The organism is Sodalis sp. RH21 (assembly GCF_047324175.1).
Taxonomy (GTDB): domain Bacteria; phylum Pseudomonadota; class Gammaproteobacteria; order Enterobacterales; family Enterobacteriaceae; genus Acerihabitans.
Genome location: NZ_CP178732.1, coordinates 3,809,370 through 3,826,253, shown reverse-complemented (window position 1 = coordinate 3,826,253; position 16,884 = coordinate 3,809,370). Strand labels below are relative to the sequence as shown.

The following is a 16,884-nucleotide window of genomic DNA, read 5'->3' as shown; positions in this document are numbered from 1 at the left end:
GGTTGTGGGTCCATTGATGTTAGATGTCGCCAGCTACGAGCTGGATAATGAAGAACGTGAAATATTGCAGCACCCGCTGGTGGGCGGCGTAATTATCTTTACCCGCAACTACCACGATCCCGATCAGCTGGCGGCGCTGATCGCGCAAATTCGCGGCGCTTCCCGCCGGCGTCTGGTGGTGGCGGTGGATCAGGAGGGAGGCAGGGTGCAGCGCTTTCGCGAAGGGTTTACCCTGCTGCCCGCCGCCGAGTCGTACGCGGCGCTGCGGCCCATGCCCGAGGCCGCTGCGCTGGCGCGGGACGCCGGCTGGCTGATGGCGGCGGAAATGATTGCCATGGATATTGATATCAGCTTCGCGCCGGTGCTGGATATCGGCCACGGCTGCGCGGCCATCGGCGAGCGCGCTTTCCATCACCTGGCGGAACCGGCCATCGAGCTGGCGGAGAGTTTTATCAGCGGCATGCGCCAGGCGGGCATGAAGGCCACCGGCAAGCATTTTCCCGGCCATGGCGCGGTCACCGCCGATTCCCATAAAGAAACCCCCCGGGACGGCCGGCCGCTGGACGAGATCCGCGCCCATGATATGCGGGTATTCACGACGTTAATCCAGCGCGGCGCCCTGGATGCCATCATGCCCGCCCACGTCATATATACTGAAGTGGATGACCTGCCCGCCAGCGGTTCGCCGTTCTGGCTGAAAAAGATGCTGCGCCGTGAGCTGGGATTTGCAGGCATTATTTTTTCGGATGATTTATCCATGGAAGGCGCGGCGGTGATGGGCGGGTACGCCGAACGGGCCCAGGCGTCCCTTGAGGCCGGCTGCGACATGATCCTGGTGTGCAATAACCGCGCAGGCGCCGTAAAGGTGCTGGATAATCTGTCGCCGATCAAAGTCGGGGGCCTGGAGACGTTATACCATCGGGGAGTCTGTTCCCGTAAGGAACTCCTGAGTTCTCCACGCTGGAAGCAGATCCACCAGCAGCTGACCCTGTTATCGCGGCAGTGGGCCGAGGAGAAACAGCGACGGGAAGAATTCCCCGACCGCTGATGTCCAGCGACCGGACTCATTTATAGACGAGGATAGTGATGATCATCTATTTGCACGGTTTTGATTCTAACAGTCCCGGTAATCATGAAAAGGTGCTCCAGCTTCAGTTTATCGATCCCGATGTGCGCTTAATCAGCTACAGCACCCGCCACCCGCGCCACGATATGCAGCATTTGCTCAAAGAAGTGGACAAGATGCAGCAACTGACCGATGACGAGCGCCCGCTGATTTGCGGCGTCGGCTTAGGCGGTTTTTGGGCGGAGCGTATCGGTTTCCTGTGCGATATCCGCCAGGTCATCATCAATCCGAATTTGTTTCCGCAGGACAATATGCCGGGCAAAATCGACCGGCCGGAAGAGTATGTGGATATCGCTACCAAATGCGTGAGCAATTTTCGCGATAAAAACCGCGACCGCTGCCTGGTTTTGCTGTCGCGCAACGACGAAGCCCTGGATAACCGCCGCAGCGCCGAGCTGCTGGGGCCGTTTTACGAAATCATCTGGGACGATGAGCAAGCTCATAAATTCAAAAATATCTCCCCCCATCTGCAGCGTATCCAGGCGTTTAAAGCCCTGGGCTGACCGCCGTTTTTTCCTGACTTCATTATGATGCGTTCGGGGCCTCACGCTGGGTGAGTTCCCGGCCGCCGCCGTCGGGAAAATTGATTTATATCAATTTTGGTATGACCAAATGACCGGGCGTGATAATCTGACCGCAGTAGCTATTTATTTTTAGTGTAACCATGTGTTTTATAAGGGTATTCATTGTTACCCTTAGTTAACGATTGGTTTACAATTGGAGGTTATTTTGTCATCACCCCTGAAGAAAATTGTTATTATCGGCGGCGGCGCCGGCGGACTGGAGCTGGCGACCCGCCTGGGTTCTTCTCTTGGCCGCGGCCATAAAGCGCAAATCACCCTGGTGGATCGCAATCACAGCCATCTGTGGAAACCCCTGCTGCATGAAGTGGCCACCGGCTCGCTGGACGAAGGCGTCGACGCCATCAGCTATCTGGCCCATGCCCGCAATCATCATTTCCAATTCCAGATGGGCAGCCTGACGGGGCTGAACCGCGAGGAAAAAACGGTGCAACTGGGCGAGATCCGCGATGCCCAGGGCGATCTGCTGGTGCCGGTGCGCCAGTTGCCCTATGACGTCCTGGTGATGGCGCTGGGCAGCGTTTCCAACGACTTCGGCACCGCCGGGGTCAAAGAACACTGTATTTTCCTGGATAATCCGGCCCAGGCCCAGCGTTTCCACAATGAAATGCTCAATCTGTTCCTGAAATTTTCCACTCAGTCCGGCGCCGACGAGCGGGTCAATATCGCCATCGTCGGCGGCGGGGCCACCGGGGTGGAGCTGTCGGCGGAACTGCATAATGCGGTACAGGAACTGCACAGCTACGGCTTTAAAGGCCTGGACAATCATGCGCTGAACGTTACGCTGGTGGAGGCGGGCGAGCGCATCCTGCCCGCTTTGCCCGCGCGTATTTCCGCGTCTGCGCATCAGGAATTGAGCAAAATGGGCGTCAGGGTATTGACCAAAACCCTGGTGACCAGCGCCGGTCCGGACGGGCTGACCACCAAAGAAGGCGAATTTATCCAGGCGGAACTGATGGTGTGGGCCGCGGGCATTAAAGCGCCGGACTTCCTCAAGGAGATCGCCGGGCTGGAAACCAACCGCACCAACCAGCTGGTGGTGGAGCCAACGCTGCAAACCACCCGCGACCCGGCTATTTTCGCCATTGGCGATTGCGCGTCATGTCCCCAGGCGTCCGGGGGGTTTGTCCCGCCGCGCGCCCAGGCGGCGCACCAGATGGCCACCCGGGTACACGGCAATATCCTGGCGCTGTTGAACGGCCGCGACCAGAAGCCGTATGTGTATAAAGATCACGGCTCGCTGGTTTCCCTGTCCCGGTTCAGCACCGTGGGCAGCCTGATGGGCAACCTGATGCGCGGTTCCATGATGATTGAAGGGCGCATCGCCCGGGCGGTGTATATTTCGCTGTACCGCATGCACCAAATCGCCCTGCATGGTTTTATTAAAACCGGTCTGATTATGCTGGTGGGGCGGATCAACCGGGTGATCCGGCCGCATTTGAAACTGCATTAATCATTCGGCCCGCCCTTTGGCTCCGCGCGGGTTGGCCGCGCGGGCCTGGGCGACTTCCAGCCGTCCAAACCTGCCGCCGGCGTCATATTAGCCGCTCTAATCCTTAGCAGAAAATAGGGTTTTTTTAGCTTAGCCCCCTAGGAATTCTCCCAAACTCGCCTTATCACCCGTCACTTTCTCTCGTTTTGGCTATTAGTCTTATTGCGGCGTCCGGCCGGTTTGTGCAGACTTCGGATCATCTAGCTGGCGATTCACGCACGCCGTTTTAGATGGGCCAAGTATGCTGTATCGATGGGTAGGATTACCCGGATGTTCGCTGGTATCAATGTAGGCTGGGCAGGCTGGCTTATGCTTTAGCCCGCGCCGGCAATCTGGTGGCCGTCAGTGAATGCGTGGGTTAATATTTCAGGAGGATTTCCCATGAATAAATCAATGTTAGCCGGTGTCGGCATTGGGATTGCGGCGGCGTCAGGGATCGCGGCGGTCGCCGGACTGGACATGTTCTCCTCTGGTCCGCAATATGCGCAGGTGGTCACGGCGATCCCGATCAATGAAACCATTAAAACCCCGCGCCAGCAGTGCCGCAATGTTACCGTCACGCACCGCCGGCCGGTGCAGGATGAAAATAAAATTGCCGGTTCGTTGCTGGGGGCGGTGGCGGGCGGCGTCATCGGCCATCAGTTCGGCGGCGGGCGGGGCAAGGACGTGGCGACGGTGGCCGGGGCGCTGGCCGGCGGCTACACCGGTAACCAGGTACAGGGCAACTTGCAAAATAGCGACACTTACTCCAGTACGCAGCAGCGCTGCCAGACCGTGTATGACAAATCGCAAAAATTGCTGGGCTACGACGTCACCTACAAAATTGGCGATCAGCAGGGCAAAATCCGCATGGACCACGATCCGGGCACCCAGATTCCCCTGGATAATAAAGGCCGGCTGCAACTGAATAAACAAGTCTAAGCCAGCCGCTGTAAACCCGTGCGCCCCTTTGCCGCCGGCGCCATGCCGGCGGCAAAGGGTATTCATCACTCAGGGCAAGATCCTGGCGTAGCGGTATTACGCCGGCACCCGGTGCCGATCCAGCCCTTCCAGCAGTTGATCCACATATTTCAGCCGTTCCAGCCGTTCAGGCAGGGGCTGGATAAATTTCAGCCGCGTGGGGCCGTCCAGGCGGAAGGTTTTCGGGTCGCGCTGCAGCAGGCCGATTAAATACACCGGATCGACGCAGTTTTTCTCGCTGAACTCGATAAAACCGCCTTTCTCATTGCCTTCTATGCGTTTAATCCCCAGCCGGCGGGCGCGTTGGCGCAGCGCGGCGATATCCAGCAGGTGGCGCGCCGGATCGGGCAATAGCCCGAAACGGTCGATTAATTCCACCTTTAGCTCCTCGATTTCCCGGGTATCCGGCGCGCTGGCGATACGTTTGTAGAACGACAGGCGCGTATTGACGTCCGGAATATATTCCTCCGGCAGCAGGGCGGGCATGCGCAGTTCCACGTCGGTTAATTGGCTGGTCAGATCTTCCAGCGAAGGTTCGCGTCCGGCTTTCAGCGCTTCCACCGCGCTTTCCAGCAGCTCCATATACAATGAGAAACCAATGGTCTGCAACTGGCCGCTCTGATCTTCGCCCAGCAGTTCGCCGGCGCCGCGAATTTCCAGATCGTGGGTGGCCAGCGCGAAACCGGCGCCCAGATCCTCCAGGGAGGCAATGGCCTCCAGCCGTTTCAGCGCGTCCTGGCTCATGGCTTTGGGCGGCGGGGTCAGCAGGTAGGCATAGGCCTGGTGATGGGAACGCCCTACGCGGCCGCGCAGCTGATGCAACTGCGCCAGGCCGAAGCGATCGGCCCGTTCGATAATAATGGTATTGGCGTTGGCGATATCGATGCCGGTTTCAATAATAGTGGTGCATACCAGCACATTAAACCGCTGGTGATGGAAATCATTCATCACCCGCTCCAGGTCGCGCTCGCGCATCTGGCCGTGGCCGATGACGATGCGGGCTTCCGGCACCAGCTCCTGCAGGCGCAGGGTGGCCTTTTCGATATTTTCCACATCATTGTAGAGATAATAGACCTGGCCGCCGCGCAGCACTTCGCGCAGGATGGCCTCGCGGATCACCAGGCTGTCGTATTCCCGCACAAAGGTTTTCACCGCCAGGCGCCGGGCCGGGGGGGTGGCGATAATCGACAGGTCGCGCATACCGCTCATGGCCATATTCAGGGTGCGGGGGATCGGGGTGGCGGTAAGGGTCAGGATATCCACATCGGCGCGCATGGCCTTGATGCGCTCCTTGTGGCGCACCCCGAAGCGGTGCTCCTCATCGACGATCAGCAATCCCAGGTCGCGCCATTTGATATCGCTTTGCAGCAGCTTATGGGTGCCGATCAGGATATCCACCTTGCCTTCCACCGTCTGTTCCAGCACCTGGGCCTGGTCCTTGGCGCTGCGAAAGCGGGAAATCATTTCGATGCGCACCGGCCAGTTGGCGAAGCGGTCGCGGAAATTATCGTAATGCTGCTGGGCGAGCAGGGTAGTGGGCACCAGCACCGCCACCTGTTTATGATTCTCAATCGCCAGGAAGGCGGCGCGCATCGCCACTTCGGTTTTGCCGAACCCGACGTCGCCGCACACCAGGCGATCCATGGCCAGCGGCCGGCACATATCGCTAAGCACCGCGTTGATGGCCTGCGCCTGGTCCGGCGTGGCCTCGAACGGGAAACCTTCGCAGAACAGCTGATAGTTTTCGCGGTTCTGCCGGAAAGCGAAACCGACCTTGGCGGCGCGCTGGGCATAGATATCGAGCAGCTCCGCCGCCACGTCGCGCACCCGTTCCGCCGCCTTTTGCCGCGCGCGGGACCAGGCGTCGCCGCCGAGTTTATGCAGCGGGGCGCTTTCTTCCGCGCCGCCGGAATAGCGGCTGATCAGGTGCAGCGACGAAACCGGCACATAGAGCTTGTCGTGACCGGCATACGTCAGGATCAGGTATTCCGCCTTGATGCCGCCGGCCTCCAGGGTGGTCATGCCCGCATAGCGGCCGACGCCGTGCTCCAGATGCACCACCGGCTGGCCGGGATGCAGCTCCGCCAGATTGCGGATCAAGGTGTCGGCGTTGATGGCCCGGCGGTTATCCTGGCGCCGCCGGCTGACCCGTTCCCCCAGCAGATCCCCTTCGCAAATCAGGGCGCGGCGGCGGTAGTTGTCGATAAACCCGCGTTCGCTGGCGCCGATAATCAGGTAATGCCCCGGCGCGGCGATATCATCGAGACGGGCGATTAATTTGGGGTTGAGCTTGATGCGCGCCAGCAGTTCCTGCAGGGTTTCCCGGCGCCCTTCGCTTTCCACCGAGAAAATCACGCTGCCGTCGAACCGTTCGCAGAACTGGCGCAGCTTATCCATGGGGGCTTTGCTTTGCGCTTCCACCGCCAGGTCCGGCAGCGGCTGATACTCCATATTGACATTGGCGGCCTTGTCGGCCAGCTTGTCGCCGATCAGTTGCACCCGCGGCCAGTTTTTCAGCTCGCTGAACAGCCCGTCCACCCGCAGCCACAGCGATTCGGGCGCCACCAGCGGGCGCATGGGATCAACCCGCCGGTTTTCATAACGCTGCTGGGCGTCCTGCCAGAAACGTTCGGCGCCGGCTTCCAGATCGCCGGTATTGATCAGCAGGGTATTGGCGGGCAAATAGCTGAACAGGGCGGGCAGCGGCTCGCTGAAAAACAGCGGTTGCCAATATTCAATGCCGGCCGGCAGCGTGCCTTTGCTGACCTGCTGGTAAATATGTTCCGCGTCGCGCCTGACTTCGAACTGCTCGCGCCACTGGCTGCGAAACAGCTCGATGGCGGTCTTGTCGGTGGGGAATTCATGGGCCGGCAGCAGATTGATATGATCCACTTCCTGCAGCGTGCGCTGGGTGTCCACATCGAAAATACGCAGGCTGTCGATCTCGTCGTCGAAAAAATCGATGCGGTAGGGTTCTTCACTGCCCATCGGATAGAGATCGAGCAGCGCGCCGCGGGTGGCGAACTCCCCGTGTTCCATTACCTGATCGACGCTGCGGTAGCCGGCCTGTTCCAACTGCCCGCGCAGTTTATCGCGCGACAGGCGCTGTCCCTTTTTCATCAACAGCGCGTGGCCGTGAAGGAAAGAGTGCGGGCATACCCGTTGCATCAGGGTATTGATTGGCAGGATAATGACCCCGCGCTCCATCGACGGCAACCGGTAGAGCGTCGACAGCCGATCGGAGATGATCTCCTGGTGCGGCGAAAAATTGTCGTAGGGCAAGGTTTCCCAATCGGGCAGGGTCACCACCGGATGGCGCGTAAATTGCCGGATTTCGTCATGCAGGCGCAGGGCGTTTTGCATATCCGGGGCGATCAGCATGACCGGGCCGGCATAGCGGTCGACGATGGCGGCGCATTCCACGGCGCAGGCGGCACCGGTGAGCTGGCCCAATAAACGCTGTTCACCGGGCTTGGCGGGTAAGGTATAACGATAGTGTTCGGACATAAACTGTGGTCAGATCTCTTCTCTTGCGGCCGGGGGCCAATACGCTACGGCCTGTGGCGAAACGGTCATGCATTGGGCATGATGGCTCATGTTCGGCAGCCTAACAAGAATAAAAGCCGGTTATAGAGGCGGTTAGTAGTTCCATAATAGGGTACGACCCTTTATTATCCTTGATCACTTTGCTTTGGCAATTGCATCCAAACGGAATTCAATGTATCAACCTGTCGCATTATATATTGGCCTGCGCTACATGCGCGGGCGGGCATCAGACCGCTTCGGGCGCTTTGTCTCCTGGTTATCCACCATCGGCATTACCCTCGGCGTGATGGCCCTGGTCACCGTATTATCGGTGATGAACGGCTTCGAGCGCGAGCTGGAAGGCAATATCCTCGGTGTCATGCCCCAGGCATTGATCACCACACCCGGCGGTTCGTTAGATCCTAAACGTATTCCGTCCTCAGCGCTAGAAAGACTTAAGGGCGTCAGCCGCATTGTACCCCTGACCACCGGCGATGTGGTGCTGCAAAGCGCGCGCAGCGTCGCCGTAGGGGTGATGCTGGGCGTTAATCCCCAGGACCCGGAGCCGCTGGCCCGTTATCTGGTCAACGTGCGCATGGATAAACTGCAGCCCGGCGGCTACCAGGTCATCCTCGGCGAGCAGTTGGCCGGCCAGCTGGGGGTCAAACGCGGCGATCGGCTGCGCCTGATGGTGCCCGGCGCCAGCCAGTTCACGCCCATGGGCCGTATTCCCAGCCAGCGCCTGTTTACCGTGGCGGGCACCTTTGCCGCCAACAGCGAAGTGGATGAGTATCAATTATTGACCAACCAGCAGGACGCCTCGCGCCTGATGCGCTATCCGGCCGGCAATATCACCGGCTGGCGCCTGTGGCTGCAACAGCCCCTGGACGTGGACGCCGTCAGCCGGCAGGCCCTGCCGGAAGGCACCCAGTGGAAGGACTGGCGCGAGCGCAAGGGCGAGCTGTTCCAGGCGGTGCGGATGGAAAAAAATATGATGGGGCTGCTGTTAAGCCTGATCGTGGCGGTGGCGGCGTTCAACATTATCACGTCCCTCGGCCTGCTGGTTATGGAAAAACAGGGTGAAGTGGCCATTTTGCAAACGCTGGGCCTGACCCGCCGCCAGGTGATGCTGGTGTTTATGGTGCAGGGCGCCGGCGCCGGCATTATCGGCGCATTGCTGGGCACCGGCCTGGGCCTGCTGCTGGCCGGCCAGCTGAATAATTTAATGCCGGTGATCGGGGCGTTTCTTGACGGCGCCCAGTTGCCGGTCGATATCGACCCCCTTCAGGTAGCTACCATCGCCGTATTGGCCATGGTGGTGGCGTTATTATCCACGCTTTATCCTTCCTGGCGCGCGGCCGCCGTTCATCCCGCTGAGGCTTTACGTTATGAATAATACTCCTTTGTTGCAGTGTAACAATCTGAGTAAGCGTTATCAGGAAGGCAAGCTGTTTACCGATGTGCTGCGCGATGTGACCTTTTCCATGCAGCCGGGTGAAATGATGGCGATTGTCGGCAGTTCCGGCTCCGGCAAAAGCACCTTGCTGCATTTGCTGGGCGGCCTGGACGAACCGACGTCCGGCGAGGTGATTTTCGAAGGCCGGCAGCTCAACAGCCTGTCATCCCAGGCCCGCGCTGAAATCCGCAACCGCCGCCTGGGTTTTATCTACCAGTTTCACCATTTGCTGCCGGATTTCAGCGCCATGGAAAACGTCGCCATGCCGCTGCTGATCGGCGGCGTCGCTCCCCAGCAGGCCAAGGCTACGGCCCGGGAAATGCTGGCGGCGGTGGGCCTGGAGAAACGCGGCCATCACCGCCCGTCCGAACTGTCCGGCGGCGAACGCCAGCGGGTGGCCATTGCGCGCGCGCTGGTGAATCATCCGGCGCTGGTGCTGGCCGATGAGCCCACCGGGAATCTGGACCAACGTACCGCCGACAGTATTTTTGAATTATTGGGCGAATTGAATATGCGCCAGGGCACCGCGTTTTTAGTGGTGACCCACGATTTGCATCTGGCCCGGCGGCTCAACCGCCAGCTGGAGATGCGCGACGGCCAGTTGCAGCAAGACGGCGACCTGCTGGGAGTGCGGGAATGAGTGGGTTGCCGCTGGCATTGCAAATTGCACTGCGTTTTAGCCGCGGCCGGCGCCGCGGCGGCATGGTTTCGCTGATCTCGATTATTTCCACTTTCGGCATCGCCTTGGGCGTGGCGGTGCTGATTATCGGCCTGAGCGCGATGAACGGCTTTGAACGCGAACTCAATAACCGGATACTGGCGGTGGTGCCCCACGGGGAAATCGAGCCGGTGAACCCGCCGTTTAAAGACTGGCAGGGCGTATTGGCGCGGGTGGAAAAAGTGCCGGGCATCGTTGCGGCGGCGCCGTATGTGAATTTCACCGGCCTGGTGGAGCGGGGCGTCAAGCTCAAGGCCATCCAGGTGAAGGGCGTCGATCCCGCCCAGGAGTCGCGTTTGAGCGCTCTGCCGGGATACGTGCAAAACAACGCCTGGAAGGATTTCAGCGCCGGCAAGCAGCAAATCATCATCGGCAAGGGCGTGGCGGATACCCTTGACGTCAAGCAGGGCGACTGGCTGACCGTCATGATTCCCAACAGCGATCCCGAAATGAAGCTGCTCGAACCCAAGCGTATCCGGCTGCAGGTGAGCGGTATTCTGGCCCTGAGCGGGCAGTTGGATCATAGTTTCGCCATGGTGCCGCTCACCGACGCCCAGCAGTATCTGGACAAAGGCCAGGATATCAGCGGCATCGCCCTCAAGATGAGCGATCCCTTCGCCGCCAACAAGCTGGTGCGCGACGCGGGCGAAGTGACGCAATCCTATGTCTATATCCGCAGTTGGATCGGCACCTATGGGTACATGTACCGGGATATCCAGATGATCCGGGCCATTATGTACCTGGCCATGGTGCTGGTGATTGGCGTGGCCTGTTTTAATATCGTCTCCACCCTGGTGATGGCGGTGAAAGATAAAAGCACCGATATTGCGATATTGCGCACCCTGGGAGCCAAAGACCGCCTGACCCGTGCTATTTTTATTTGGTATGGGCTGCTGGCCGGCTTGACCGGCAGCGTCAGCGGCGTGGTGGTCGGCGTACTGGCGGCATTGAATCTGACATCGCTGGTGAAAGGCATAGAACGGTTGCTGGGGCATACGCTGCTGTCCGGCGATATCTATCCCATCGATTTTCTGCCCACCGAGCTGCATTGGCTGGACGTGGCCAGCGTATTAGGTACGGCGCTGCTGCTCAGTTTGCTGGCCAGCTGGTATCCGGCGCGGCGCGCCAGCCGCATCGATCCGGCCCGGGTCTTAAGTGGTCTATAAGTCCCGGCGGTGGTTTTCCCGGGCATTAAGGAATCAGCAGCATGCGTATACATCGCCGGTTAATCCGGTTTCGTAAAAGTAAACGGCTCCGGCAGCAACGATTGCGTTCACGTATTTTTCACCGTGACACCATGGCGGTAACCAAGATGAAAAAACCTTTTGTGGTGGTACTGACCGGGGCGGGTATTTCCGCCGAATCCGGTATCCGCACTTTCCGGGCCGCCGACGGCCTGTGGGAAGAACACCGGGTGGAAGACGTCGCTACGCCGGAAGGCTTTCAGCGCGACCCGCAGCTGGTGCAGGGGTTTTACAATGAGCGCCGCCGCCAGTTGCAGCAACCGGAAATCAAGCCGAATGCCGCGCATCTGGCGCTCGCGGAGCTGGAGCAGATGCTGGGGGATCATTTCCTGCTGGTGACCCAGAATATCGATAATTTGCACGAGCGGGCGGGCAGCCGGCGCGTGATTCATATGCACGGCGAACTGCTGAAGGTGCGCTGCGTCAACAGCGGCCAGATCTTTGAGTGGACGCAAGACGTGGCTGAAAGCGACCGCTGCCATTGCTGCCAGTTCCCGTCGGTTTTGCGCCCGCATGTCGTGTGGTTCGGCGAGATGCCGCTGGGCATGGATGATATTTACGCGGCGCTCGGCAAAGCGGATTATTTCCTGGCCATCGGCACGTCCGGCCATGTGTACCCGGCGGCGGGGTTTGTGCATGAGGCGCGCCTGAGCGGCGCCCGGACGGTCGAGCTCAACCTGGAGCCAAGCCACGTGGAGAGCCAGTTCGAGGAGCATGTCTACGGTCCGGCGAGCCAATGCGTGCCGGAGTATGTCAACAAGTTTATCGAAGGGTTCGTGGCGCAGCGGGGATAGGGAGAATACGCCATGCTAAGCCGCGCGTGCTTTTTATTGGTCAAAAACGGTGAAAACTGACCTGACACAATATTTGCAAAATCATCGCTGCCCATAATAGGTGCCAAAGATGCGATAGGCGGAAAAAATGGATAAATTACTCGATCGTTTTCTAAATTATGTCTCCTTTGACACCCAATCCAAACCCGGGGTCAAACAGGTCCCGAGTACCGAAGGACAATGGAAACTGGCGCATGCCTTGCAGGAAGAACTTTCCGCATTGGGGTTTGAGCAGGTGACATTAAGCGATCACGGTTGCCTGATGGCCACCCTGCCGTCCAATGTCGCCTGGGCGGTGCCGGCCATTGGCTTTATTTCCCATATGGATACCGCGCCGGATTTTTCCGGTAAACATGTCAATCCGCAAATTGTGGAAAACTATCGCGGCGGCGATATCGCCCTGGGCAACGGCGATGAAATCCTGTCGCCGGTGATGTTCCCGGTATTGCACCAACTGCTGGGACATACCCTGGTGACCACCGACGGCAAAACGCTGCTGGGCGCCGACGACAAAGCCGGCATTGCCGAAATCATCACCGCCATGGTGCGCATCAAAACCAAAGAGCTGCCCCATGGCGACATCCGCATCGCCTTTACGCCGGATGAAGAGGTGGGTAAAGGGGCGCAGTTCTTCGACGTTGAACGTTTCGGCGCGCAGTGGGCCTACACCATGGACGGCGGCGGCATCGGCGAGCTGGAATATGAAAATTTCAATGCCGCCTCGGTACTGGTGAAAATCGTCGGCAACAACGTTCATCCCGGCTCGGCCAAAGGGGTAATGGTCAATGCCCTGACGCTGGCGGCCCGGTTTCATCAGAAGATGCCGGCCGATGAAACGCCGGAAACCACCGACGGCTACCAGGGTTTTTACCATCTCAATACCATGAAGGGCAGCGTCGATCGGGCGGAGATGCACTATATCGTCCGCGATTTCGATCGCCAGAGTTTTGCCGCGCGCAAGCAGTTTATGATTACCGCCGCCGAAGAACTGGGCAAAGGGCTGCATCCTGATTGCTATATCGAATTGTCCATCGAGGACAGCTACTACAATATGCGCGATCAGGTGGCCAAATACCCGCATATCATCGAGCTGGCCCAGCAGGCAATGCGTGACTGCGCGCTGGACCCCATCATGAAGCCGATTCGCGGCGGCACCGACGGCGCGCAGCTGTCATTTCGCGGTTTACCCTGCCCGAATTTATTTACCGGCGGTTATAACTACCACGGCAAACACGAGTTCGCGTCCCATGACGGCATGGAAAAAGCGGTGCAGGTGATTATGCGTATCGCCGAACTGACCGCGTTGCGCTCCAAGGGCGCGCCGCATAAGATTTAGCGCGGGCGGGCGATCGCCCCCGGCGGGAAAAACAACGGCCCGATTAATCGGGCCGTTGTTATGTGGCCAAGCGGATATTAATTCTTAAAGTACCAGTAGCCGCTATTGATCAGCGCGGTCAGCAGCGCCAGGAATGAAGGATCGTCCAGCGCATCGCCCAGCTGCCCGGCGGTTATGGTGTACGAGTTTGCCAGCACGGAGGCCGCCGGCTTATGCTGGGTAACGATCTGTTCCCCGTTTACATAACACTCTTCCCCCACTTTAATCACGCGCAGCCCGCCGAGGCGTTGCAAATGATCGCCCTGCTGGAGCAAATCATAAATTTCCCCCGCCTGGTAAGGCGGTTCCGGCGGGGCGAGGTCCAGTTCATGGCGCGATTGGGAAACAAATTCACCAAACCAATGGTTAAAACGATCCGGCTGCTGCACCAAATCCATCATCATGGTGCGCAAGGCATCGATTTCCTCCGGCAATACCACGGCCGGATCGGGCCGCAGGCCAATCGCCGGATCGCTGTAGCGCGCGCCGCCCAGCTCCTGCGCCAGGACATAATCGGCAAAACCGCTGACCAGCTCGCGGCCGCTGGGGGCGCGGAACCCTACCGAATAGTTGAGGGCGTTTTCCAGTGAATAGCCTTCATGAGGGAATCCCGGCGGAATGTACAGCATATCCCCCGGCTCCATTTCTTCATCGATAATGGCGTCGAAAGGTTCCACCTGCAGCAGATCCGGATGCGGGCAATGCTGCTTCAGTATTTGCTTATCGCCCACCCGCCAATGGCGGCGCCCCTGTCCCTGGATAATGAACACGTCATATTGATCGAAATGGGGGCCGACGCCGCCGCCGGGCACGGCAAAGGAGATCATCAGGTCGTCGATACGCCAATCCGGCAATTGGCGGAAGGGGCGCATCAGCGCCGCCGACGGCTCGTGCCAGTGATCGACCGCCTGCACCAGCAGCGACCAGTTGGTTTCGCCCAGATGATCAAAACTTTCAAAAGGTCCATGGCTTACCTGCCAGCGCCCGTCGTCGTGGCTGACCAGACGGCTGTCGACCTCGGTTTCCATCGCCAGGCCGGCCAGTTCGTCCGGGGATAATGGGTCGACAAAATCCTTGAAGGCCCGTTTGATGATGACCGGCCGTTTTTGCCAGTAGCGCTGTAAAAAGTCATTCCAGTCAAGATCGAGTTGATAATCCATTGCCTTTTCCACGTAAGGGAACCTGACTGGATTATAACGGAAGCGGGCGGGGTAAGAAGGGGTAATTATCGGACATACCGCAAAAGAACGGCATGAAATCGCTTAATTCGCCCGGTACGCGTTAAAAAATGCCCGGCGAATAGCCGGCAGGATTAATCGTCGTCCTGGTAGCCCTGCTGGCGTTTGAAAATCACTTCCACCAGCGCCCCGCCGAGGGCGCTTTCACCGACGATAATATCGCCTTCGTATTGCTCAAGGATTTCCGCCGCCACCGATAAACCCAGGCCTTGCCCCGGGCGCAGGGTATCCGCGCGCTGGCCGCGCTGGAAGATCAGGGTGCGCTTGGACGCGGGAATGCCCGGTCCGTCGTCTTCAATCAGCAGGTGCAGCTCTTTTTCGCTGGCGCGGGCGCTGACCTCGACGAATTCCAGGCAATATTTGCAGGCGTTATCCAGAATATTGCCCATCACTTCCATAAAGTCGTTTTTTTCGCCGATAAAGGTTAATTCGGGGGAAAGATCCAGTGAGATGGACACGCCTTTGCGCTGGTACACCTTGTTCAGGGCCGAACACAGGCTGTCGAGCTGCGCGGGCACGGAATGCAGCTCCCGGCTCAGCACGTTGTGATCCGAATGGACGCTGGCGCGATGCAGGTAGTAGCCGATTTGCTGGGAAATCCGGCTGATCTGCTCCAGCATGATGGGCTCGATGAGTTCGATATTGGTATCCCTGCCGGTGCGCAGCGAGCGCAGGGTGGTTTGTAATACCGCCAGGGGGGTTTTCAGGCTGTGGGTCAGGTCGGAGAGGGTGGAGCGGTATTTTTGATAGCGCTGGCGTTCATTGTTGAGCAATATATTGAGATTGCGTACCAGAATGCCCAGCTCGCGCGGGGGATTTTCGTCAAGGCGGTCCCGCTCGCCGCCCTCCAGCTCCCTGACCTGCTGCACCAGATCCTTGATGGGCCGCAAACTCCAGTGCGCCGCCAGCCAGAGCAGCGGCACCACCAGGAGCAGATTGGCCAGCAGCACGTAGCTGAACCATTCCCACACCAGATCCGTGCGCTGCAATTCGTGGGGTATGGTATCCACCACCACGATGGTCAGCGGGGGCAGCCGTTCGGTGGCCGGGTAGCGATTGACCGCCACCGAATGGGTCAGGGCGTTGCTGTCGCTGCTGTCGAAGTCCTTCAGCCGGTTTTGGGCGCTGGGGTTATCCCCCAGTACGGCGCTGCTGGTACGGGTATCGGTATCCAGCTCGAAATAGCCGGTTTTGGACAGCCATTCCGGTTTTAGCCGCGGCTCCAGGGCCGGGACATAACGCTGCCGCCACAGAATATGGCCTTTATCGTCATAAATCAGCACCAGGGCGGCAAAATTAATGTCGATGTTGGGCGGCACGGCGATGGTCAGCCGGTTGTCCTTCCACTGGGCCAGGCTGAAAAACAGATTACTCTCGCCGCGCAGCAGTCGAAACGAGGTTTTGTCAAAGCTGACGCTGTAGCCGATGACCGCCACCATGCCATAGCAAAGGGAAAGCGCCAGAACCACGCAGGCGGTAGCCAGCAGGAATCTGACGCGAAGCGAGAAAGGCTTTTTATGGTGATACGGAAAATGGGCCATAGAGCTTAATTAACATCAAAACGATAGCCCTGCCCACGAACCGTTGTAATCACTTCATACGGATAATCGGCCTGCATTTTTTTGCGCAAACGTCCCATCAGCACATCAATAGTATGACTCTCCCGCAGTTCGGCATCGGGATAAAGTTGCAGCATCAGCGAATCCTTGCTGACGACTTTACCGGCGTTGCGAATCAGCGTTTCGATAATCGTATATTCGAATGCCGTCAGCTTGATATGCTCGCTGTTGATCATCAGCTCCCGCCGCGAAAGGTCGATCTGAAACGGCGGCAGCGTGATCACCTGCGAGGCCAGCCCGCTGTTGCGGCGCATGAGCGCCTGCATCCGCGCCACCACCTCTTCGAGGTGGAAGGGCTTAGTGACGTAATCATCCGCCCCGGCTTCGAGCACCGTGACTTTATCCTGCCAGCCCTCGCGCGCGGTAAGCACCAGGATGGGAATTTTCACCTGATGCGTCCGCCAGCGGCGAATCAGGCTCAAGCCGTCTTCGTCGGGTAATCCGAGGTCGACAATGGCGATATCAGGTGGATGCTCATGTAAAAAATAATCCGCCTCTCTGGCATCGGCGGCTGCATCAACCTGATGGCCCATTTCACGCATTTGTACTGTCAGGTGATGTCGAAGAAGAGAATTATCTTCTATAACCAGAACTCGCATCGCAACTCCTAAGTTAAAGCATCAGTAACGAGCCTGGAACACTCGCCTCTGTAAACCTGTAAAAGCGATCCCCTGTTTATGGACGTCTTTTGGGTGAGTATCCCAGAGGATGGCTAAA

At 58.8% G+C, this 16,884-nt stretch carries 13 protein-coding genes; 9 read left to right on the top strand and 4 right to left on the bottom strand.

The window, feature by feature from the left end; genetic code table 11:
• Positions 1 to 4: 4 nt before the first annotated feature.
• The 4 genes from nagZ to ACL2XP_RS17525 all read left to right on the top strand — a co-directional run bounded on the left by nagZ (position 5) and on the right by ACL2XP_RS17525 (position 4,120).
• The gene (gene nagZ / locus ACL2XP_RS17540; RefSeq protein WP_413734222.1) at positions 5 to 1,048 is read left to right on the top strand and encodes a beta-N-acetylhexosaminidase; all 1,044 of its coding nucleotides are present in this window, start codon (positions 5 to 7) and stop codon (positions 1,046 to 1,048) included.
• 38 nt (positions 1,049 to 1,086) lie between these two features.
• The gene (gene ycfP / locus ACL2XP_RS17535; RefSeq protein WP_413734221.1) at positions 1,087 to 1,629 is read left to right on the top strand and encodes an alpha/beta hydrolase YcfP; all 543 of its coding nucleotides are present in this window, start codon (positions 1,087 to 1,089) and stop codon (positions 1,627 to 1,629) included.
• 226 nt (positions 1,630 to 1,855) lie between these two features.
• Positions 1,856 to 3,160, top strand: coding sequence for an NAD(P)/FAD-dependent oxidoreductase (locus ACL2XP_RS17530; RefSeq protein ID WP_413734219.1), 1,305 nt, complete (start codon positions 1,856 to 1,858; stop codon positions 3,158 to 3,160).
• A 420-nt stretch (positions 3,161 to 3,580) separates the two neighbouring features.
• Positions 3,581 to 4,120, top strand: coding sequence for a glycine zipper 2TM domain-containing protein (locus ACL2XP_RS17525; protein WP_413734217.1), 540 nt, complete (start codon positions 3,581 to 3,583; stop codon positions 4,118 to 4,120).
• A 96-nt stretch (positions 4,121 to 4,216) separates the two neighbouring features.
• Here ACL2XP_RS17525 and mfd read toward each other — a convergent pair whose 3' ends face one another.
• The gene (mfd, locus tag ACL2XP_RS17520; RefSeq protein ID WP_413734216.1) at positions 4,217 to 7,666 is read right to left on the bottom strand and encodes a transcription-repair coupling factor; all 3,450 of its coding nucleotides are present in this window, start codon (positions 7,664 to 7,666) and stop codon (positions 4,217 to 4,219) included.
• Between the two features lie 211 nt (positions 7,667 to 7,877).
• Here mfd and lolC point away from each other — a divergent pair, with 211 nt between their 5' ends.
• The 5 genes from lolC (at position 7,878) to pepT (ending at position 13,271) form a co-directional block, all read left to right on the top strand.
• A complete protein-coding gene (gene lolC / locus ACL2XP_RS17515) occupies positions 7,878 to 9,080 on the top strand; it encodes a lipoprotein-releasing ABC transporter permease subunit LolC (RefSeq protein WP_413734215.1) in 1,203 nt (400 codons plus the stop codon).
• A complete protein-coding gene (lolD, locus tag ACL2XP_RS17510; protein ID WP_413734214.1) occupies positions 9,073 to 9,780 on the top strand; it encodes a lipoprotein-releasing ABC transporter ATP-binding protein LolD in 708 nt (235 codons plus the stop codon). Before lolC ends, lolD begins: the two co-directional genes overlap by 8 nt.
• Entirely contained in the window at positions 9,777 to 11,024 is a 1,248-nt protein-coding gene (gene lolE / locus ACL2XP_RS17505; protein WP_413734213.1) for a lipoprotein-releasing ABC transporter permease subunit LolE, read from the top strand. Before lolD ends, lolE begins: the two co-directional genes overlap by 4 nt.
• Before the next feature lie 41 nt (positions 11,025 to 11,065).
• Entirely contained in the window at positions 11,066 to 11,896 is an 831-nt protein-coding gene (cobB, locus tag ACL2XP_RS17500) for a Sir2 family NAD+-dependent deacetylase (RefSeq protein WP_413734211.1), read from the top strand.
• Between the two features lie 127 nt (positions 11,897 to 12,023).
• Positions 12,024 to 13,271 (top strand): peptidase T, encoded by a 1,248-nt coding sequence (gene pepT, locus ACL2XP_RS17495; protein WP_413734209.1) that lies wholly within the window; start codon positions 12,024 to 12,026, stop codon positions 13,269 to 13,271.
• A gap of 77 nt (positions 13,272 to 13,348) precedes the next feature.
• Here pepT and ACL2XP_RS17490 read toward each other — a convergent pair whose 3' ends face one another.
• The 3 genes from ACL2XP_RS17490 to phoP form a co-directional block, all read right to left on the bottom strand.
• Positions 13,349 to 14,470 (bottom strand): JmjC domain-containing protein, encoded by a 1,122-nt coding sequence (locus ACL2XP_RS17490; protein WP_413734208.1) that lies wholly within the window; start codon positions 14,468 to 14,470, stop codon positions 13,349 to 13,351.
• A 152-nt stretch (positions 14,471 to 14,622) separates the two neighbouring features.
• A complete protein-coding gene (gene phoQ / locus ACL2XP_RS17485) occupies positions 14,623 to 16,089 on the bottom strand; it encodes a two-component system sensor histidine kinase PhoQ (RefSeq protein WP_413734207.1) in 1,467 nt (488 codons plus the stop codon).
• Positions 16,090 to 16,094: 5 nt separating this feature from the next.
• On the bottom strand, positions 16,095 to 16,766 hold the full coding sequence (gene phoP, locus ACL2XP_RS17480; protein ID WP_413734206.1) for a two-component system response regulator PhoP: 672 nt from the start codon (positions 16,764 to 16,766) through the stop codon (positions 16,095 to 16,097).
• Positions 16,767 to 16,884 lie beyond the last annotated feature (118 nt).